Source organism: Carnobacterium sp. CS13 (assembly GCF_016653495.1).
In the GTDB taxonomy this organism is placed as follows: domain Bacteria; phylum Bacillota; class Bacilli; order Lactobacillales; family Carnobacteriaceae; genus Carnobacterium_A; species Carnobacterium_A antarcticum.
Genome location: NZ_CP067364.1, coordinates 2540003 through 2562218 on the forward strand (window position 1 = coordinate 2540003; position 22216 = coordinate 2562218).

Below are 22216 nucleotides of genomic sequence, written 5' to 3' on the forward strand. Positions count from 1 at the left end.
TTTCTAGCAGCTTTCTTCTATAAAGGATTCTTATTAGGTGTTCCTGGTTTTCTTGGGTATTTTTTTGGCGTTTCTTTCTTTTTATCAATTAGTAGAACATGACGTTCGCCAGCTTCTTTCGGAAGTTCAAAAACAAACTCTTCCCGGAACTTGCCGCCCAATGTAGCAAGCGCTTTTTGTCCTTCTTTCATTTCTTCATCGCTATTGCTAGCCTTCAAAGCGATAAATACACCGCCTTTTTTGACTAACGGTAAGCAAAGTTCAGCTAATACGCTCATACGAGCCACAGCTCTAGCCGTCACAAAATCAAACGATTCACGAAACTGTTTGTTTTGTCCAAATGTTTCAGCACGGTCATGGTAGAAGTGTACACCTTCTAATTCTAATTTCTCAGCTAAAGTCGTTAAAAATTGGATTCTTTTATTTAAAGAATCGACAATGGTTACTTCTAATTGAGGAAAAATAATTTTTAGGGGGATGCTCGGAAACCCAGCACCAGCACCTACATCACATAAGCTTTGGACCCCTTTGTTAAAATCCACATACAACCCAGCAGTTATTGAGTCGTAAAAATGCTTTAAGTAGACTTCTTCTTGTTCCGTAATAGCTGTTAAATTAATTTTTTCATTCCATTCCTGTAATAAGACCAAATAGTGATCAAACTGTTGCATTTGCTTCTCCGTAACGTCAATCCCTTTATCGTGAAGGGCTTTTTTAAACTCTTCTGGATTCATAAAGACAACTCCTTTTGATAGTGTGAAACACTATTTTGTTTCACAGGTTCATCTGTATAACTGTATAACAAAACTAGTCTAAGTGCAATGCTTAATCAAAACTTTTATTTCTTTTTTGCCAAAAAAGAGAGCTGTTTAAGCCATTAAAATAACCACAAACACAATAAATGAGAATTTAATGAATATAAAGTTTGACTTTGGTGTGAATAGCAGTTAGAATGTTTTTAATAGTCTGACAACAACAAATGAAAAGGAGTTGCTTTATATGAAAACGACGAAAATGAATCAAACCACTAACTGTTCTACTATGAAGACAACTCTAGTCATTATTAACTTATTGATTTGACCCAGGATTCGAACTATTCATTTAGTTGAGTCCTTGTTTACGTACACTGGGCTCAATCATCTGTTAATAGATGAGACAAGCCTTTGTAACTCAAAGGCTTGTCTTTTTTTTATAGGGCGAATAAAATTTGGGACCATCATAAGCTGCGTTGTCAGGAAATTACAAACACTATTTTATTTGGAGGCGAAGAAGAATGAAAAATTATTTAGTCGATCGTATGTACAAAGCATCATCCGGGGTTGCAAATGCTATTTTTGTAACGATTGGAATTGGTTTATTACTCGAAACCATCGGCAACATGACTGGCCTCGCTATTTTAGTGACGATCGGAACGGCTACAAAAATGTTGATGGCGCCGGCGATTGGTGCGGGTATCGCCATTATGCTGGGAGCCAACACATTAACCGTCTTTAGTGCGATGGCTGCTGGTACGATCGGAGCAGGTGCTGTTCACATGACCGCTGAAGGCGTCTTAGCTATTGCAACTGGGGAACCGATCGGTTGTTTGATTGCAGCGACGATTGCTACTTTTGTCGGCAAACGCATCTCTGGAAAAACGCCTTTAGATATGATGGCTATTCCCATTACAGCTATATTAGCTGGAGGAGTCGCTGGCTATTACTTAAACTTTGTTATTGCGCCATTATTAAATACTGTCAGTGCTTTTATTTCAGCGTCTGTTTCTGGATCTCCTATTATCGGAGCAGCCATTATCTCGGTTGTAGGCGGGCTGGTTTTGATGTCGCCGGCTTCTTCTGCAGCAATTGCGATTGCTTTGAATTTAGACCCCGTTTCAAGTGCGGCTATGCTAGTTGGTACAACGAGTATGTACATGGCTTTTTCATTCGTTTCTATGCGACAAAATGATCTTGGCGGATTTTTAGCTCAATTTGTTTGTACACCTAAAGTGCAATTGCCAAATATCGTTAAAAACCCAAGGGTATTGATCGGGCCAATCGTAGCAGCAGCTGTGGCTGCACCACTTGCTACAGTGATTCTAGGTTTTACAGCTCCTAGCGCCCTTGGCGGACTTGGATTTTGTTCATTGATCGCGCCTTTGAATATTTTGGCAGCTCAAGGATTTGTTGGTTTTGGTGTTTATATGTTAGCCGGTGTTTTAGTACCCATTGCTATTGCCGTCGTGGTCAATACAGCTATGGAAAAAGTTAAATGGGTCAACAAAGGCGACTTGGCACTTGTTGTAGAATAAAAACTTGCCCTTTGACTCAATACAAATAAAAGAAAGAGAACAGACGTTGATGTCTGTTCTCTTTCTTTTCGGTTATAAGATATGGTCCCTACTGGGCTCGAACCAGCGACCCCTACCTTGTCGAGGTAGTGCTCTCCCAACTGAGCTAAGGAACCAAAAGTGGTTTGTCAACATGGATTGCTGGCAAAAACACCGACATTCTTATTATAGGCGAATAGAAACGTTAAGTAAAGCCTTTTCGCGTTATACTGCACAATAAAACCCTGACTTTGCAAAGTCAGGGCATTTTTATTAAATTCTATCATTTTAGTATTGGTAAGTGAAATGCTTGCATGCTACAGATTTGAAATTTCTGGAGGAATAGTGTCTGCTTGTAGCCATGAAGAGAATTCAAGCCTCCAAGCGGTCCCATGGCTTTCTACAAGCAAACACATAAATTCCGGAAGAAATTTCGTCCCTCACGAGTTACCAATACAATTTGTCAAACAGCCGTTTATTATACTTGAACTTTTGCGATTTTCCCTTGTTCTACGTAAACCATTAAGATTGAAATATCTGCTGGATTCACACCGCTGACACGACTTGCTTGAGCAATCGTTTCAGGACGGATTTGAGTTAATTTCTGTTTAGCTTCAGTAGCTAACCCATTAATAGCAAGATAATCAATATTTTCAGGGATACGTTTGTTTTCCATGCGTTTTAATTTATCTACTTTTTGATTAGCTTTTTTGATATATCCTTCATATTTCACTTGGATTTCTATTTGCTCTTCTACATCTTTAGGAAGACTTTCGGCTAAAGGCGCAAAAGTAAGAATATCCCAATAAGATAATTCCGGACGACGTAAAAAATCAATGGCTAAAATACCGTCTTTTAATGGAGCGATATTTTTTTCAGCTAAAAAGGCTTGGATCTCATCCGTTGGTTTTAAACGAGTCGTGCTTAAACGTTCCAATTCCTTTTCAACTTGTATTTTTTTCGTTAAACAAGTTTCATAGCGTTCTTTTGTCGCCAGACCCAGTTGGTACCCAATTTCTGTTAAACGAAAATCAGCATTGTCATGACGCAGCAATAACCGGTATTCAGCGCGAGAAGTCAATAAGCGATAAGGTTCACTTGTTCCTTTCGTTACCAAATCGTCAATCATTACACCAATATATCCCTCACTCCGCTTCATCACAAAAGGCTCTTTGCCTTGGACTTTAAGAGCTGCATTGATACCAGCCATTAAACCTTGACCAGCCGCTTCTTCATATCCAGAAGTTCCATTCATTTGTCCAGCAGTAAAAAGATTTTCAACGGTCTTCGTTTCCAATGATGGACGCAATTGATGAGGAACAACAACATCGTATTCGATGGCATAGCCGGTCCGCATCATTTCGGCATTCTCTAAACCAGCAATAGAATGCAGCACATCCTCTTGGACATCTTCTGGAAGCGAACTAGATAAACCTTGGACGTAAACTTCTTCTGTGTTGCGGCCTTCAGGTTCTAAGAATAGTTGGTGTCTCGGTTTATCACTGAAGCGAACTACTTTGTCTTCAATAGAAGGACAATACCGAGCGCCTACTCCTTCAACGATTCCAGTAAACATTGGCGCACGATGCAAATTAGCTTGAATAATGCTGTGAGCTGTTTCATTGGTATAAGTCAACCAGCAAGACAATTGATCTTTCAAATAAGCACTGTCTGGTGTTTCATAGCTGAAATGGTTGGGTTTTTCATCTCCAGGTTGTTCGGCCGTCACACTATAATCGATCGTTGAAGCTTTAATACGCGGTGGTGTACCGGTTTTAAACCGCTCTAGTTCAAATCCATGTTCCAGCAAACTTTCTGATAGTTTAATGGACGGTTGTGAGTTGTTTGGACCTGAAGAATACTTCAATTCTCCTATGATGATTTGACCACGTGAAGATGTGCCCGCTGTTAAAATAACCGCTTCTCCGCGGTAAATAGCGCCTGTATTCGTGATGATCCCTTTACAAACTCCCTCTTCAACAATCAATTCTTCAACAATCCCTTGTCTCAATAGCAAGTTTTCAGTTTTTTCAAGTGTACTTTTCATCTCATTTGCGTACATAAATTTATCCGCTTGGGCGCGTAAAGCTCTAACAGCTGGCCCTTTGCCTGTATTCAGCATCCGCATTTGGATATAAGTTTTATCTATATTACGTCCCATTTCTCCGCCTAAAGCATCGATTTCGCGGACAACGACACCTTTAGCTGGCCCACCAATCGATGGGTTACACGGCATAAACGCAACCATATCTAAATCAATGGTAATCAATAAGGTACTGCTTCCCATTCTGGCTGCTGCTAAAGCTGCTTCCGAACCTGCGTGTCCCGCTCCAACTACGATGACGTCGAAACTACCTGCTTCATATTGTTGCATCAAATCATTCCTCTCGTTTAGTCAGTCAAATTAATTACTTTCTTCTATAGTAAAGTTAAATAATGTTCGTATCTTGTTAATTGAGCTGCGCTCTCTAACTCTCCGGAAAAAAGAAGAAATGATCCTCAAGGCTTACAGCCTTTTGCGGGAACTTTTCTATTTTTCTGTCAGAGCTGAACAGAACGCTCCGCATATTATCTTTATTTTCCTAAACAGAATTGGCTGAAAAGTTGGTTGAGCAGTTCATCTTGAACGCTGTCTCCTGTAATTTCGCCCAACAGATCCCAGCAACGGGTCATGTCCATTTGCACAAGATCTACCGGCAGTCCTGCCTCAATGCCTGTGATCACATCATCCAGTGCCGATTCAGCGTCATTCAGCAAAGCAATATGGCGGACGTTTGATACATAAGTGGCATCCCGTTCTCCTGTGTTGCCGGCAAAGAATAAAGCTGCTATTTTTTCTTCTAAGAGATCGATTCCCGATTTCGTCAAAATCGATGTTTTAACAATAGAATCGGAATCGACCAACGTTTCTAATTTGTTCAAATCTAATTGATTCGGTAAATCAACTTTATTTAAAATAACGATACGGTGGTTTTGGTTCGTCGCTTCAATCAATAAAAGGTCTTCTTCAGATAATGGCTCATTTTGATTGAAAACCAGCAACACTAAATCGGCTTCTTTCAACGCTTGTCGGCTGCGTTCGACCCCAATGCGTTCGACAATGTCTTCTGTTTCACGAATGCCGGCTGTATCAACCAGTTTTAACGGAACTCCTCTGACATTGACGTATTCTTCAATCACATCACGCGTCGTTCCGGCAATTTCCGTGACGATGGCTTTTTCTTCTTGTAAAAGAAAGTTCAATAAACTAGATTTTCCGACATTAGGGCGTCCGATAATGGCTGTCGCCAGTCCTTCTCGTAGGATTTTCCCTTGGCTAGCTGTTTGCAATAACTGCTGGATATGCGCTTTTACTTGAGTTGCTTTTTCAACTAGTAATTGAGACGTCAGCGTTTCGACATCGTCGTATTCAGGATAGTCAATGTTTACTTCTACTTGTGCCAATGTATCTAGGATATCTGAACGCAGACTCCGGATCAGGCTAGATAAGTTGCCATCCAGTTGCTGTAAAGCAACGTGCATCGCTTTATCTGTTTTTGCCCGGATCAAATCCATCACAGCTTCAGCTTGTGATAAGTCAATTCGTCCATTTAAAAAAGCACGTTTGGTAAATTCTCCAGGTTCAGCTAGACGAGCACCCTGCTGCAAAACAACTTGCAGTACTTGGTTAACAGAAGTAATGCCGCCATGACAGTTGATTTCAATAATGTCTTCACGTGTAAAAGTTTTAGGAGCCAGCATGACTGAAATCATCACTTCATCCACCACTTCATTCGTCTTTGGATTTTGGATATGACCATAATGAATCGTATGGCTTTTTTGTTCGGCTAAAACTTTTGCTCCTGAGCGATAAACACGATCAGCAACTTCTACTGCATTTTCTCCACTTAAACGGACAATACCGATAGCACCCTCACCAGGAGGCGTTGAAATGGCTGCGATTGTTTCAAATTCTAATGACAAACTCCTTCACTCCTTATTAATTTTTTGCACGAAAAAAGTGCCCACTCCACCCCTTTGCTTTTGACAAATGGAATGGATAAAGCACTTTGACTACTTTTATCATTCAGATAAGTTTAATTTTATGGTTTAGTTTCTATTTCTTGTTGCTCCGTTAAGACTATACAAGTTCTCTAACTATTTGTCAATAATTTCGGTTCACTTTTTTTAGCAAGTTAAGAATAAGTTCTATCTATTGAAAAAACTCTTCATTAGTTTAATCGTTTAAAAAATGAGATAAACTGCTTGGTGGCTTTTTTATATAGAAAAAGTTCGTTTCAAGGCTAGCAGAAAACTAAAGTCTTCCTATAGAAGATGCGCAAACGATCTTGCTCTTTTGCTTTTTCCCATTTTAAAACAAAAAACAACTCCTTATTACATTACAATGCTTTAGTTAAAAACCTAAAAACACTGTTATTTAAACCTAAACAGCCTCTCTTTTTTCGATTGTCCTCCTTTTTTTTATAAAAAATCGAGTGATTTTTGATTTTTCAGTGAAAATCAGAACCTTAGTTTACGAATAATGCATTAACATATCGAAAAGATTACAAAGAAAGCCCTATCTTACAAAAAATGCCGATTTGTCGTTTTTTCGACAAAAAAAGGCCCAAATAATACAAACAGGATAAGAAAGCATAACGATTAGCGTAATGCCTTTATTTTTTCAGTATTCGTGGTAGGATAGCAAATGTTGAAGGAACGAGTCCTTCAGAGACCTTTAGTCGTATAACATACAATTGAATATGTCGTCCGAAACTACAGTCATATGCTCTTAACGAAATATAGTCAATAAAACTATTAGGAAATAAAAAGGAGAGTAAAAATTAATGTCTAACTTTAAATCAAAATTATTTATCGCAGGTGCTACTTTAGCTTTAACAGGAGTCGTAGCTGTTTCAAACCCAACCCAAGCCTCAGCAGCAGAATTTGAAGCTACTACTTGGGAAGCTCGTTCAGTAGATGATATTAAACAAGATATCCAAAATAACGAAGATGGCAGCACAGAATACACTATCCAATGGGGAGATACATTATCTTCTGTAGCAGCTGCTACAGACAATTCCCTTAATGCATTAGTCGATATCAATGATATCAATAACGCTAATACAATCTATAGCGGCAACACGATTCATTTATCAGCTGATCATTCAACCGTGACCATTGAAAATGAAGATGAAGTTGTGAGCTACGATGTGAGCCAACCTGAAGAAGCGGTTGAAGTAGAAGCTGAAGCTCCACAAGAAACACAAGCACCAGTAGAAGAAGCGCAAGCTCCAGCAGAGGAAACAACTCTAGCACCCGTTGAAGAAAAAACGGAAGAACCAGCTGCAGCCCCTGTTGAAGAACAACCAGCAGAAACACAAACAGCTGAACCAGCAGCACAATCTGGCCAAACAGTCTCCGTTGAAGCTACTGCTTATTCAACTAACCAACCTGAATTAAGCGACACAACAGCTACAGGAATCAATTTAAATGAAAATCCTAATGTTATTGCTGTAGACCCAAGTGTTATTCCTTTAGGATCAACGATTACTGTCCCAGGATACGGTACATTTATTGCTGGCGATACAGGTAGTGCTATTCAAGGAAACCGCATCGACATTCACATGACTGACTTAAACCAAGCAATGAACTTTGGCAGACAAACATTGAATGTACAAGTTTCAAACTAATTTGTAACAAAACGGCTTGAAACTGCAAAAACAGGTATAAACAACCCCCAATGATGTCCAGTATACATCTTGGGGGTATTTTTTTGCCTTTTTTTAGAATTAGAATAAAATAAAATCGGTTCACTGCAAGCAATTACCTCAAATCTAAACGGTCTTTCTTTCACAGTTTTCATTAAGCAAACCATACTGCAGTTGTTCCTAAAGAAATGATTAAGATTCGTTTTTTCCTTTGCCGAATGTGCTAAACTATAAGGGATATAAAGAAATGCGAGGCAACTTACATGAACAAATTCACTGAGATTTATTTAACGATTGAAGCGGCTATTTTGAATCAGGTTTATTTAGCGGGAGACCTCTTGCCGAGTGAAAACGAACTAGCAAAAAAATACGCAGTGTCCCGCGAAACCATTCGGAAAGCCTTATCTTTATTATTGGAAAATGGGTACATTCAAAAAAAACAAGGCAAAGGATCGATTGTTTTGGATGTGAAACGCTTTGACTTTCCCGTTTCTGGCTTGACGAGCTACAAAGAATTGCAAACGGCTCAACACATCAACAGCCAAACGATCGTTACAAAAAATATCCATACTCCATTGCCAGATGCTTTGGCCAAACATTTGAAACTGCCAGAAGGAACGCCAGCTATTTATGTTGAAAGACAACGGCAAGTGAATGGAGAAGTGGTGATTTTAGACAAAGATTACCTTTTAGCTTCGGTCATTTCAGACATGCCTGATGCTGCTGCTCATGATTCTCTCTACACCTATATTGAGCAAACTTTAGGATTAGTGATCGGCTATGCTCAAAAAGAAATCACTGTTGAACCAGCTACCGCCGAGGATCACCTTTTAATGGATCTGCATGATGAGGATACGCATGTCGTAGTGGTCCGAAGCGATGTTTATTTGGAAGACACAACACTCTTCCAGTATACCGAATCCCGTCACCGCTTAGATCGATTCCGCTTCGTTGAATTTGCCCGACGCAGAAACCCAAGCGAAACTCTTTAAATAAAGGAATCAAAATAATAGCCTTATCCTATACAAATAAAAAAAACTGTAGAGTGCATGATGAATTGCGCCCTACAGTTTTTTTATGATTGCGATTTGATGAGTAGACCAACTACTCTACTTACTTATTCTGTGATCTTACTACAAACCTGTTAGACGATTCGTCGTGCATAGTACAGCTATTTTGAAAGAATTTTTCTATTTGATTTCTCTTATTCATATAATTTGTACTGTGTTCTTATGTACCGTATGGATAGAATTTTTTCATCCTTATCATATCGCCTTCAAAATGGGTTTGCATACCTTATGTCGCGTTTTATTATACAGTTAAGGTACGCATCTGGATTTTGCGTGCCTCAAGTCGGGTCTTATTGTCCAGTTAAGGTACGTATCCGGGTTTTGCGTGCCTTAAGTCGAATCTTAGCGTACAGTTAAGGCACACACATATCCATTTGAAGCTTCTGGAGACTACCAAGGCTCCAGGAGGTTCTATGACTTTCCACAAGAAAATACGTAAATTCCAGAGGAAATTACATGCCTTACGAGCCCACCAACACTATTTTATAGTTAAATAAAAAAGCTTTAAATCAAAGTTTTTAAACTTCGATTTAAAGCTCTTTCTCTTTTTGTGATCTTTTATTTACGCTTCAAAATAAAAAGCAATCGTTTCGTAAGGTGCCAGTGTCAACATCTCGGTCAATTCTCGTTTCTCACCGTTGCCGATCAAATAGCGGCATTTGCGATTTAAGAATTCTTCCGGGATCTCAACACTTACTGGTTCAGCATAAAAATGATTTAATACCAACAATTGTTCTCCTTGGTATTCTCTGACATAACCATAAACACTTGGATGATCCATCAAGATTCCTCGATAACTGCCTTCAGAGATAATTTTCATCTCTTTCCGCAAACGAATCAACTGTTTATAATAGTTTAAAATCGAGCCGGTTGCTTGTTCTTGCTTTACATTGATACTATGGAAATTCTCAGCTACTTTCAACCATGGTTTACCAGTTGTAAACCCTGCATGCAAGTCATTGTTCCACTGCATAGGCGTTCGGCTGTTGTCACGAGATTTCACTTTAATGATCTCCATTGCTTCTTCATGCGACAACCCTTTTCCCACCAATTCAGCATAAGCATTATATGTTTCTATATCAACATAATCCTCTAACTCTTCGAAACCAGGATCGGTCATCCCGATCTCTTCGCCTTGGTAAATATAAGGCGTTCCACGCAGCAAATGCATCGTTTGCGCTTGTAAGGTAGCTGAAGCTTCAAAGTGGTTAACAGGGTCTCCAAAACGGCTGATGCCCCGCGGTTGGTCATGGTTGTTCCAAAACAATGCGTTCCATCCATTGCCTTCCGACATGCCGACTTGCCATTCATCTAACAACTGTTTCAATTTCATAAAGTCAAACGGCATCAAACTCCATTTTTCTCCATTCAAGTAATCAACTTTTAAATGATGAAAACTAAAAACCATCGATAATTCTTCGTTTTCAGGATTTGAATAAGCTACACCATTTTCTACAGTCGTTGAAGACATTTCTCCAACAGTCATTGAGTCTTTTACATGTCCAAATGTTTTTTGGTTCAACTCATGGATAAACTCGTGAGCAATCGGCCGGTCGGTATACAATGATTTGCCTACGTTGTCTTCCGCATCAACCAGCACTTCCTCTTTTCCAATCACATTGATAACATCAAATCGGAATCCGGTCACGCCTTTTTCCAGCCAAAAATTAACCACTTCATATAATTCTTTACGAACTTCCGGGTTGCGCCAGTTTAAATCAGCTTGAGTAACGTCATAAAGATGCAAGTAGCACTTTCCGGTATCTCCAAATGGTGCCCAAGCCGGGCCGCCGAACTTGGAAACCCAGTTGGTCGGATAAGAACCATCAGCTTTGGGCTCTCTTAAAATATAATAATCTTGGTACTTCTTATCGCCGGCTAATGCTTTTTGAAACCACTCATGCTCAATGGATGTGTGGTTCAGAACCATATCCAGCATAATTTCCATTTGGTGCTTTTTAGCTTCTGAAACGAGCAGTTCAAAGTCTTCCATCGTTCCAAATAAAGGATCAATTTCAGTATAATTGGAAATATCATACCCATTATCTTTTTGCGGTGATGAAAAGAAAGGGTTCAGCCAGAGCATATCCACATCCAAACTAGCCAAATAAGGGATTTTTTCAATAATTCCCTTTAAATCTCCAACTCCATCTCCATCTGAATCCTTAAAAGACTTCGGATAAATTTGATAAACGACTTTTTCGTGAAACGTACTCAATGTTATTCCTACTTTCTAAAAAATTATTGTCCTAATTCTGGTTGACTCGCTTCAATTGCTTGATCTGATTTATTAAAGATATTGTATTTGCGGAACACGACTGTTAAGGCAAACGGCACTACAATAGCAATCACCATACAAATAATGAATACGAACCAGTATTGGTTTTGGATTGAAAGAATCCCTGGCAGACCGCCGACTCCAATTGAGTTGGCTGTGACATTAAAGATCGTCGAAACCATTCCAGCAAGACCGGAACCGATCATTGCAGCTACAAATGGGTAAACGTATTTGATGTTGATCCCGAACATTGCAGGTTCTGTTACGCCTAAGTAACAAGAAATCGCTGCCGGAATAGAAACTTGTTCTTCTTTTTTATCGCCGCGATGAAGGAAAATAATAGCTAATACAGCTGAACCTTGAGCAATATTAGATAAAGCAATCATTGGCCATAAATTGGTTCCGCCATAGTCAGCGATCAGCTGCAAATCGATGGCATTTGACATGTGATGCAGCCCGGTAATGACTAAAGGTGAATACAAGAAACCGAACAAAGCACCGAATAACCAGTTCACTGAACTGCCTAAACCAGCATAGACTAAACTTGAAATCCAACCTCCAATGATCCAGCCGATAGGACCTAAAACTGTATGCGCAATCAATACAGTTGGCACTAAGGCGAAGAAAGGAACAAAAATCATTGATACAGCTTGCGGGATAACTTTACGCAATCCTAATTCCAAGTAAGCTAGTAGGAAACCGGCCAACATTGCAGGAATAACTTGTGCTTGATAACCAATCATATCAATTTGGAAAAAACCGAAATCCCAGAACGGAATATCTGCTGCTGCTGTTTCGGCAACGGCATAGGCATTTAATAATTGCGGTGAAACTAATGTAATTCCTAAAACAATTCCTAAAATTTGAGTCGTTCCCATTTTCTTAGCAATGCTCCATGTGATTCCAACTGGTAAGAAGTGGAAAATCGCTTCGCCAATCAACCATAAAAAGCTGTTGACACCGTTCCAAAATTGACTTACATCGACGATAGTATTATAAATTGGGGCACCAGCATTCGTAAATTGTGCCGTACCATCAACTACAAGTTGACCAAGCGACTCCATGGGAACGCCTTCTAAAATGTTACGGAATCCTAAAATCAGACCCCCTACTACAATTGCGGGAATAATGGGTGAAAATATTTCAGCTAATACAGACATCGCCCGCTGAATTGGGTTTTGATTTTGTTTACTGGCTGCTTTTACTTCGTCTTTTGATACTCCTTCTTTACCGGAAATTTTTGAAAACTCGTTATAAAATGTAGCGACATCGTTTCCGATAATGACCTGAAATTGACCGGCTTGTGTGAAAGTGCCTTTTACCGCGGGGATATCTTCAATTTTTTTGACATCTGCTTTGGAAGCATCGTTCAATACGAACCGCATCCGTGTAGCACAGTGACTGACCGCAGAAATATTCTCGGGACCGCCAATGTCTTCCAATAACTGTTTCGCATCTTGCTTGTAATCCGCCATTTCTTTTTCCTCCTCTATAAACTGCTTTTCTCCAACTTGTATATACAAGTAAAATGTACCTTTTTTTAAACAAAAATGCAAGCGTTTTATATTTTTTTATCAATAAACCCTCTTTTAAAAAAACCAAGTGTTAAATTATAACAGTTCCCATCATTTCAATGAGCCAAGAAATGCGTACGCTAAGAAAAGAAATCGCTTTATACAGCAAAAAAAATAACAGCCGAACCACAAAGGAAACGTTTAGTTTCTTTGCGGTTCAGCTGTTAAATCTATTTTTGTTGGTTCTTATTAAGCGTTACGTTGTTTCAATTCTGATAAATCAGATTCGGCAATAGTGCGGTTTAATTCTTCCATTTGTTTTTCTTTTTCTTCATTTGACCAATCATAAAAACGTGCCATTTCATCTACTACTGGTTGTTTGATCGCATCTAGCGTATCGCGCATAAAGAGCATATGGTTGGTACGGCGCCAGAAGAAATCTATTGGCCGCAATGCCATCTCTTCTTCCATTGCATAATGAAGACTAAGCGTATCCGCTAAGCTTAACCCAGGAACAGCTTCCAGTTCGTCGATTTGTGCATAAACTTTCGGAGCATTAGAACCATACAAATCAGCCAAGTAGACAGATTCTTCTTTACTCAACCCTTTTTCAATTCCGATTTGAGCGATTTTTTCTAACTCTTCATCGACATTAGCAGGATCGATTTTACCGCCAGATACTGGATAGTTTTTAGAATCCGCTAATTTGTAAGACAAATCAAATTTATTTTCCAACGTCTCTTGAACGAGGTTAACAGCACCTTCTGCCATTTTACGGTAATCCGTTAATTTACCCCCAGCAAGCGTGATGAGACCGTTAGTTGCTGTTTCAAGTGCGCTTCCGCGTGAAACTGAAGAAGGACTCGCTTCGCTTTCTGATAAAGTACTTTCTACGTTCTCCAACACTTCTTCTACATCCCAACGGGTTGCTTCGTTGCGTTGGAATTTGGATACAACAGCAACGACTTCATCGAAACTCTTATCTGAAAGGCTGCCATTGTTTCCTCCATTGTAATCAGATCCGCCATTTGAAGCAATAAGCGGACGTAAACCAGCCCAGCTGGCTTCAATATCGTTAATCGTCAAATCGACTTCTGGGTAACGGCGGTTGACGATTTCAAGAAGGTAGTCGACATCTTCTTGTGTCACTGTCGGATGATTGAAATCTCCATGGTAATCTGTGTCGGTCGTACCAAAATAAGTCTTATCTTCACGAGGAATCACAAAAATCATTCTGCCATCTTGATCTCCAGTGTCAAAATAAGTTGGCTGCGGTACAGATAGTTTTTTAGCATCAACGACCAAGTGCACTCCTTTTGTCGGGCGCATTTGTGACGGGGTCGTGTCATTTTCATCTAGTTCTCGTACAAAATCAGACCAAGGTCCGCTTGTATTGATCACTAAACGGGCATGAATATCAAATTCTTCTCCTGTTAGCAAGTCCGATACTCGTACGCCATTCACTTGACCATTTTCGTCGTGCAGAATCGATTGAGCTTGCACATGGCTGGCAATCTGCGCCCCATCTTGAGCAGCTTGTTTAATATTTTCAATCACCAGACGTGCATCATTGTTTCTAAAGTCCAAATAAACGCCGCCGCCTAAAAGTCTTTCTCCTTGCAGTTGAGGTTCTCTTTCCAGCACTTCTTCTTTCGTCAGCATATAATTCGTATAACGAGGGTCTGTCACGTTCGCTAAGCGGTCGTATAGATCCATCGCTACTTTGATTGAAAACATATTGAAGGTTGCACCAGGTTCGTCATAAATCGGAAGCAGCATCGGATCTGGTTTTGGGATATGCGGTGCAATGCTTTGTACCACTGCACGTTCCTGAACAGTATCTGCTACAACCTCCACATCAAATGTTTTTAAGTAGCGCAGTCCGCCGTGAACTAATTTTGTCGAACGTGAAGAAGTTCCTTCAGCAAAATCCTGCATCTCGATCAATCCGGTTTTCATACCAGATGCGCTGGCTTGCAAAGCAACGCCGGCACCCGTAATTCCACCACCAATGATCAATAGATCAAGGGTCTCGGTTTTCATTTTTTCTATCGCTTGTTTTCTAGTTTTTGATGAGAATGTCATCTTTTCCCACTCCTTTATTTTTTGCTCTTATGTTTATACACTTGCGTAGCCGCCACAGCTTCTTGCCAGCCTGCATATAAATCTTCGCGGCGTTCTTCAGGCATTTGCGGCGTGAATCGTTCTCCTTCTTCACTGAAGGATTTAATTTCATCCAAGTCTTTCCAGAAGCCCACTCCTAATCCAGCTAAGAACGCAGCACCTAACGCGGTTGTTTCTAAGTCCGCTGCCCGTTGGACGGGAACATTTAGAATGTCGGCTTGAAACTGCATTAACAGGTTGTTCATAGCCGCTCCGCCGTCTACTTTAAGCAGTGGAATATCAATACCTGAGTCCAGACACATCGTATCAATGACGTCTCTAACTTGATACGCCACTGCTTGCAAGGTTGCTTTGACAAAATCTTCCCGTGTTGTTCCGCGTGTCATACCAAATACGGCACCGCGAGCGTTTGAGTCCCAGTACGGAGCACCTAATCCTGTAAAAGCCGGTACAACATAAATCTCGTCTTCGCTGGACGCAGCAGCTGCAACTTCTTCCGATTCAGCTGCTGTTTCGATCAGTCTCATGCCGTCCCGCAGCCATTGTACAGCTGATCCTGCTACAAAAATACTGCCTTCTAAAGCATAGTAGATTTTCCCATTGATTCCGTAACCAATGGTCGTCAATAAGTTATTGCCGGACAATTGCGGTTTTTCTCCAGTATTCATGACAATAAACGAACCTGTTCCATAGGTATTTTTAACCATGCCCGGTTCAAACGCCATTTGACCAAATAAAGCAGCCTGCTGGTCACCGGCCATACCCGAGATTGGAACTTCACCGCCATAAAAATTCAAACTCTGTGTGTAGCCGTAAACTTCAGAATTGGATTTCACTTCCGGAAGCATGCATTTCGGAATGGACAACAATTGTAAAATATCTTCGTCCCATTCTAAGTTATGAATATTGAATAGCATCGTACGGCTGGCATTTGAGTAATCGGTTACATGAACTTTGCCATTTGATAATTTCCAAGTAAGCCAAGTATCGATCGTTCCAAAAAGAAGTTCGCCCTTTTCCGCACGTTCCTGTGCTCCTGGTACATGATCCAAGATCCATCGAATTTTTGTTGCAGAAAAATAAGCATCAATCAGCAAACCAGTTTTTTCATGGATCATTTCTGAGTGATCGTCTTTCATAAGCTGATCTGCAATGTCAGATGTTTGGCGAGACTGCCAAACGATTGCTTTGTAAATCGGACGTCCAGTTTTTTTATCCCAAATAACGGTCGTTTCTCGCTGATTGGTGATCCCGATGCCCGCTATTTGATTTGGTTTGATCCCAAGTTCGATCAAAGCTCCGGCAATCACGATTTGAACAGAATTCCAGATTTCAACGGCATCATGTTCTACCCAACCTGATTGAGGAAAATATTGCGGAATTTCTTTTTGAGAACTAGCTAATTTTTTGCCTTTTTTATCAAATATAATGGCTCTTGTACTGGTTGTACCTTGGTCGATCGCCATAATATATTTCTCTTCTGTCATTTTTTTCTTACCTCCAAAAAATTGTAACCTCTTTCATTTATAGTCTAATCATAACGCGTTTTTCAGAGGAGAAACTACCAACTTTTTTTACCGTTTCCAAAAAAAGTGACAAAAAAGAAAGGAAACCTCTCTATATGAGGAAAGAGTCCCTTTCACTTTGGTGTATTTTTAAGTTGATCTTGCATAAAATCTTTTTTCTTGTTCTCCAAAATCAGGTGCACTTCCTTCTTGATTTGAAGGAGATCATAAGTCGATCCTAATTCAGAAAGCACATAAACTTCTTGTTTGATAGGGTATTTGCCAAAAAGAGCCGCATTGGTATTGGTGATCACCAAATCATAAGAAGCCTCGCTGCGGTAAGGCTCCATTCTCACTCCATTGCGCTCATCCAGACTTTGAATGAGCATCGTTGTTACTGTTTCAGCATATAGTTTTTCCATCTGCAAGTCGATTCCGATATGGATCTTAGAAGAACTCTCATTCTCAACAAGTTTCAGAATACTAAGGTACCGGCCCAGAGCGTTCATTTGAAGTGTGTTTTTTTCATCTGATTTTTGATTCATGGTTTTTAACGTATCCTTTAGAAGTATGCAGGAAAATTGTTTAACATTCGGACGCACAATAGCTTTTTCCTTTTCCCACAAATTTTCTAAATCATGAAATTGAAGATCTCCTTGAAAAAAGAATAAAAGCAGATGTGTCTGGGTTAGATAATAGAAGGTCTTAGAAAGCAAAGACGGAGACAAAGACTTCAACCCAAAATTCTGAGTGATTCTTGAAAGCAGCTGCTGATAATATTCAGCATGAGGAAAAGCAATCAACTTCAACTCAGCAGGCTGATTTCCATAAAATTCTTCAGGCAAAATCGACATGGAAACTAGAAATACAAAAAATATCATCGCCTCCTCTTCTTCTGCTTCGAATGAATAGCGGCTCAAAAAACGAAAAACCGTTTCCTTTAGTTTTTTATACAATTCATTTTCTTGAAAAGGTATTATCGATCGCCGTAATTGCCAATAAGTTTTGTATTTCAATTGAATTCGTTTACGGGTAATGATCATCCAGAGGTTCAATCGTTGGCGGTCATGGTCATGGAGCACAACATCCAGATTCCGCTCTAAAACCCTGACCGTTTTGCTTTGCCAGCTATCTGTATGATTTATTTGATGATTTGTATAGGGTTCCAAAAACCAGTAAAGCTGAAAGAAAAAATAGCGGATCTGCAATTCTTCGCCCCGCATTTTTCCATTACGGATTTGAATATCGAATTCTTTCAGAAAACCGTTTATTTCTTTTAAGCGTCGATAGAAAGACGCTTCACTGACCAAAAGCTGATTGGTCAATTGAGGCACTGTAAATTCCTGATATTGATAGATATAATCTAAAACTTGAAATTTCAAGCTATCCTTGATGTATAAACAACAAATTTCCTGCAATGTGTGGTGTTTTTCCAACCGCAAAACCAATTCATCATCTATTCGCTCAAATGCAAACAGGTGAGGCGATACAGCAGCAAGATCTTGTATATTCTGCAAATACTTATCAAAAGATGGTTTCGCTATCTGTAAAGAAGAGAACAATTCACGATAGCTGATTTGTCCGCCGTTTAAAAGGAGCTTTCTTAAAATACGAACCTGATACCGTTCACTTTTGTCCAGTAGATCTTCTATTTCCATAACGAGTTCCTCACTCCTTTTGACTAACTTCTTTGCCAAAACAACTGGTCAATGCTTTCACAGCTAATTGCTCAGCTAGCGCCAGGATAGTCGTCTCCAACAAGAATTGACCGCCGAGAATTCGATGGCTTTGCTTATCAAAGAGCAATTAAAGTTCTCTAACTTTTAAAGCTGCCGTTACTTCAGCAAATGATGCTCCAATACTAACTACATCCATTCTGTTTTCTCTCCTTCAGTGAAACTCTTACATTCATTAAACTCTACTTTGCATACCTTTTCAAGGAATCTTACCAGCGTTTCTACTCTCTTCTGTCATCATACAGGAATACAGCCTAAAAAATTGGTTAGACAACTGCAGCCAAATTCCTTTTTCCTTTCCATCATCTTTGCTTTTAGGTTCTATCCTTTAGTGTTGGCATCTAAAAGTAATGACAGACGAAAATCTCCGTTAGAATAAAAGTTCTATCATAAGAATATTGATGTTAGTGTCAAGATATTCTGGTAAAGGGGTAAAGAAATTAGAACTTATTTTTATTGAACGCTACCTACTTGCATCGGGTTATTTTCTTTCTCATGTACTCCTTACAATACGCGATCTCTGTCGCTTTTCTATTCAACTGCAGGTAGTGAAATTTTCGGATCACTGCTATTTTCTTGACCATTTGCAGTGTCTGCTTTAGAACGGGACAAACTACTGCCAAAAAGAAGGGCGTTCGTCCCAAAAACAAGAAAACGAGCCGAATCGACGCTAAGAAGAATGGTGTTTCCGCTTCGTTTAAAGCTTGAGTAGTAAACTACGGAGGTAATTCAATTCCACCCCCTAAGAGTCACCAACACAATTGGACAAAGAGCCATACAAAAAAGCTTAACAAAAAGGTTTCCCTTGTTGTTAAGCTTTTTCGCTTTATTTCACCGGTTCGACTACTAAGTAACGGTGAGGTTCATTGCCTTCTGAGTGAGTCGCAACTTGTTTATTTTTACTCAAATAAAAATGAATCTGTTTTCTTTCAAAAGCAGGCATTGGTTCTAGAAAAACAGGAAGGTTTGTACGAACAACTCTTTCAGCCGTTCGATTAGCTAATTGTTTTAAAACAGCTTCACGGCGTTCACGATAATCTCCAACATTTACAATAGCTGTAAGTTTAGTTGGTGCATGATGGTACAGCAACACTTGTGCTAGCGATTGTAAAGCATTCAGTGTCTTACCATGTTTGCCAATGACCAAACCGGCTTTTTCGGTATGAATATGGAAAGTAACCTGATTGCGCGACTTTTCAACATCTACGGTTGCAGCAGCTCCCATTTGTTGAGCAATGTCAGCCAAATAATCAGAAACCAATTGCACTGCTTCTTCGTTATTCTGCGAGTTTTTATTCGCATCTGTAACTTGTTGATCCAACTGAGCAGCTTCTTTCACATCTTCTGGAAACTCTTCTTTTTGAATTTCTGTGTGCTCGCTTTTCTCACTTAAAACTTTTGAATCAATATTTGCATCTGCTCGTGTCATTGGTTCTTTCGTTATCTTTTTCTTTTCTACGATCACGATCGCATCTTTCTTACCGAAACCTAAAATACCTTTTTTTCCCTCAGTAACGATTTCAATAGAAGCTTCTTCCTCGCGGATACCTAAAAGCTTCAAACCTTTTTGAGTTGCTTCTGCTACTGTTGCTGCTTGAGCCGTGTACTTATCCATCTGTTGATCCTCCGTTCTATCTACTCTTGATTGATAGTAAAGACTTATTTCTTTTTCTTTTTCTTTTTCGGATTTAACGCTTTTTCTAGAGCGCGTTCGCGTTCACGTTCAGCTTGGAGTTTTTCTTCTCGTTCTTTTCTGATTTTAAATGGATTATTCAGTAATAACGTTTGTCCAACAGAAAAAGCATTTCCTACTACCCAGTACAATGATAATGCACTTGGCAGTGTGATACCCATAAATAAAATCAATGCCGGCATCATGTACATCATAGATGTGGTTGTCGGGTTTGATTCAGCTTGGCTCATGCTTGATAATTTTGTTGTTGCATAAGTTAAAATAGCAGCCAAAACAGGTAAAATAAACATTGGGTCTGGTTTACCTAAGTTCATCCATAAGAAATTCCCGGTGCTTAGCGCTTCTGTTCGGCTGATTGCTTGATAAAGACCCATCAATACAGGCATTTGGATCAGTAAAGGCAAACAACCCGCGACCGGATTAACTCCTGCTTCTGAATACAATTTAGATGTTTCTTCTTTTAATTTACTTTGTGTTTCAGCATCTTTAGATGAATATTGTGCTTGCAAAGCTTTGATTCTTGGTTGCAATTCGCTCATCTTACGTGTGCTTTTGGTTTGCCCATGCATTAAAGGCAATAGAACAATCCTGATGATCAAGGTGAAAACAATAATTCCCAATCCATAACTTCCACCAAATAAATCAGATAACCAAATAATCACACGTGAGAAGTTTAAAACGATGTATCGATCCCAAAATCCTGTACTTTCAGCAGTGATAGGTGATGTACCACACCCCACTAAAACAACTGCTAACAAAACGGTTCCTAATAAAAGAAGTAATCGCTTACGGTTTTTCACGGTTTTTCCCCCATTCTTTCAATAAAAAAATAAGCTTAATCTAACATTTTAGCCAATCTCAAAACGTGGATCAAGCTCTTTTTAGTTTCTTTTACCGACATTGTTGCCGCTGGTTTACGGGCAATGACGATAAAATCTTTCTCCGATTTTAAATGAGGCTTTAATTCTGTTAAACTTTGACGTATTCTTCGCTTAACGGCATTTCTTACCACTGCATTGCCAATTTTTTTACCGACAGACAGCCCTACTCGAAAATGCGGTTGTTCTTTTTTGTCTAATACATAAAGAACAAATTGCCGGTTGGCTGTAGATTTTCCACGATGAAATACTTTTTGAAATTCTGATTCTTTTTTGACACGATAGGCTTTTCTCATTCAAATAACCTCTCATCTCTTTTTCTTTACCTGAACAAATTGCTTCTATAAGTATGTGTATTTTTAATAAAAAAAGAAAAAAAAGACCACTGAGACGTTCAGTGATCTATGCAGACAATGATTTTCTGCCTTTACGGCGTCTACTTTGTAATACATTACGTCCATTTTTGGTACTCATACGTTTACGGAAGCCATGTAACTTTTGACGTTTACGTTTTTTAGGTTGGTAAGTTCTTTTCATTCGTAATACACCTCCTGTAATAATAACTATCTCTCATTATATTGTTGTTTAGCAGCACAAGACAGTCTCATTTATTCTAATGAAATAAAAACGGGCTTATCAAAATTAATTTCAAACCTTTTTTATTCATTCACTTCAGTATGATAGCATAAATTACAAGAATAGGGAACCTTCTTTTCACTTTTTTATTCCTTGTCTTTAAAAAAATAGTTTCCGAGCTGAAAAAATACCAACCATTGAGCAACTATTTCTAATGGATTCTAATTTTATTCTATCTCTTCCTTTTCTATTAACAGCTTTATTCATGTTCGTAAAATGAATAAAAAATTCGATTTCCCCTCATTTTTCTCTCTTTATTTTATTCCTTCCCGCTTAAATCTTAACAGTTTACATTTTATTTCCAGTTCATTTTTTCCCTGTTTTTACTGCCTTTTTTCTTTTTATCTATCCAAAAAAAAACCGTAGAAAAACAACTATAACAAAAAGCTTATGGCTGTTTTTGCGTGCTCTAAAAGATATCCACAATCCGGTTTTTATTATCCACAGCCTTCGGTATAGCTTTTTTTCAGTACTTTATTAAAATTGAGTTATAAAGCTGTTATCCACAAACGAACAAGCTGTGCACGGTTTCTTACACATACCAGATCGAGTCTGTGGATAACTTTTAAAAACATTGATATATAGCCATTAAAAGACTGTAAGTTTTCCCCTTTTCTATTAACAGAAAGGTTTTTAAAATTAGTTATACACTATTTATTTTAGCCTGTGGATAACTATATTGACAAGTCTTGTATGAATTTTCAACAGGTTGCAACTACTTGTGGAAAACTTTAAAAGAAAGTGCTAAAATAAGAAAGACACATTTATAAAGGAGGTTCTCTAT

General features: G+C 39.0%; 15 protein-coding genes and 1 tRNA gene. 3 read left to right on the plus strand and 13 right to left on the minus strand.

Annotation, left to right across the window (positions count from 1 at the left end):
* Nucleotides 1-17: 17 nt before the first annotated feature.
* Nucleotides 18-734 (minus strand): 16S rRNA (guanine(527)-N(7))-methyltransferase RsmG, encoded by a 717-nt coding sequence (rsmG, locus tag JHE06_RS12025; protein WP_058919553.1) that lies wholly within the window; start codon nt 732-734, stop codon nt 18-20.
* 539 nt (nt 735-1273) lie between these two features.
* Between rsmG and JHE06_RS12030 the strand changes: the two genes are divergently transcribed.
* Complete coding sequence (locus tag JHE06_RS12030) at nt 1274-2290, plus strand: PTS transporter subunit IIC (protein ID WP_058919554.1); 1017 nt, start codon at nt 1274-1276, stop codon at nt 2288-2290.
* An 82-nt stretch (nt 2291-2372) separates the two neighbouring features.
* Here the strand turns inward: JHE06_RS12030 and JHE06_RS12035 are convergent.
* The 3 genes from JHE06_RS12035 to mnmE form a co-directional block, all read right to left on the minus strand.
* Nucleotides 2373-2445: transfer RNA gene (locus JHE06_RS12035), tRNA-Val, on the minus strand.
* Nucleotides 2446-2786: 341 nt separating this feature from the next.
* The gene (gene mnmG / locus JHE06_RS12040; RefSeq protein ID WP_058919555.1) at nt 2787-4682 is read right to left on the minus strand and encodes a tRNA uridine-5-carboxymethylaminomethyl(34) synthesis enzyme MnmG; all 1896 of its coding nucleotides are present in this window, start codon (nt 4680-4682) and stop codon (nt 2787-2789) included.
* A 200-nt stretch (nt 4683-4882) separates the two neighbouring features.
* Complete coding sequence (mnmE, locus tag JHE06_RS12045; protein WP_058919556.1) at nt 4883-6271, minus strand: tRNA uridine-5-carboxymethylaminomethyl(34) synthesis GTPase MnmE; 1389 nt, start codon at nt 6269-6271, stop codon at nt 4883-4885.
* An 863-nt stretch (nt 6272-7134) separates the two neighbouring features.
* Here mnmE and JHE06_RS12050 point away from each other — a divergent pair.
* Nucleotides 7135-7980, plus strand: coding sequence for a 3D domain-containing protein (locus JHE06_RS12050; RefSeq protein WP_201088890.1), 846 nt, complete (start codon nt 7135-7137; stop codon nt 7978-7980).
* Between the two features lie 281 nt (nt 7981-8261).
* Nucleotides 8262-8990: a trehalose operon repressor gene (treR, locus tag JHE06_RS12055; protein ID WP_201088891.1), complete on the plus strand. Its 729-nt coding sequence runs from the start codon at nt 8262-8264 to the stop codon at nt 8988-8990.
* A gap of 640 nt (nt 8991-9630) precedes the next feature.
* Here the strand turns inward: treR and treC are convergent.
* From treC to rpmH, 9 genes are all read right to left on the minus strand, one after another.
* Nucleotides 9631-11286 carry an alpha,alpha-phosphotrehalase gene (gene treC / locus JHE06_RS12060; RefSeq protein ID WP_201088892.1) on the minus strand — a complete coding sequence of 552 codons (1656 nt, stop codon included), beginning with the start codon at nt 11284-11286 and terminating at the stop codon, nt 9631-9633.
* Between the two features lie 23 nt (nt 11287-11309).
* Entirely contained in the window at nt 11310-12821 is a 1512-nt protein-coding gene (treP, locus tag JHE06_RS12065) for a PTS system trehalose-specific EIIBC component (protein WP_201088893.1), read from the minus strand.
* A gap of 288 nt (nt 12822-13109) precedes the next feature.
* Entirely contained in the window at nt 13110-14945 is a 1836-nt protein-coding gene (gene glpO / locus JHE06_RS12070) for a type 1 glycerol-3-phosphate oxidase (protein WP_058919562.1), read from the minus strand.
* A gap of 14 nt (nt 14946-14959) precedes the next feature.
* Entirely contained in the window at nt 14960-16471 is a 1512-nt protein-coding gene (gene glpK / locus JHE06_RS12075; protein WP_058919563.1) for a glycerol kinase GlpK, read from the minus strand.
* 152 nt (nt 16472-16623) lie between these two features.
* Entirely contained in the window at nt 16624-18147 is a 1524-nt protein-coding gene (locus tag JHE06_RS12080) for a helix-turn-helix domain-containing protein (protein WP_201088894.1), read from the minus strand.
* A gap of 904 nt (nt 18148-19051) precedes the next feature.
* The gene (gene jag, locus JHE06_RS12085) at nt 19052-19840 is read right to left on the minus strand and encodes an RNA-binding cell elongation regulator Jag/EloR (RefSeq protein ID WP_201088895.1); all 789 of its coding nucleotides are present in this window, start codon (nt 19838-19840) and stop codon (nt 19052-19054) included.
* Between the two features lie 44 nt (nt 19841-19884).
* A complete protein-coding gene (gene yidC, locus JHE06_RS12090; protein WP_058919566.1) occupies nt 19885-20718 on the minus strand; it encodes a membrane protein insertase YidC in 834 nt (277 codons plus the stop codon).
* 35 nt (nt 20719-20753) lie between these two features.
* Nucleotides 20754-21092, minus strand: a complete 339-nt coding sequence (rnpA, locus tag JHE06_RS12095; RefSeq protein ID WP_058919567.1) for a ribonuclease P protein component — start codon at nt 21090-21092, stop codon at nt 20754-20756.
* Nucleotides 21093-21198: 106 nt separating this feature from the next.
* Nucleotides 21199-21333 carry a 50S ribosomal protein L34 gene (gene rpmH / locus JHE06_RS12100; RefSeq protein WP_034551597.1) on the minus strand — a complete coding sequence of 45 codons (135 nt, stop codon included), beginning with the start codon at nt 21331-21333 and terminating at the stop codon, nt 21199-21201.
* Nucleotides 21334-22216: the final 883 nt, after the last annotated feature.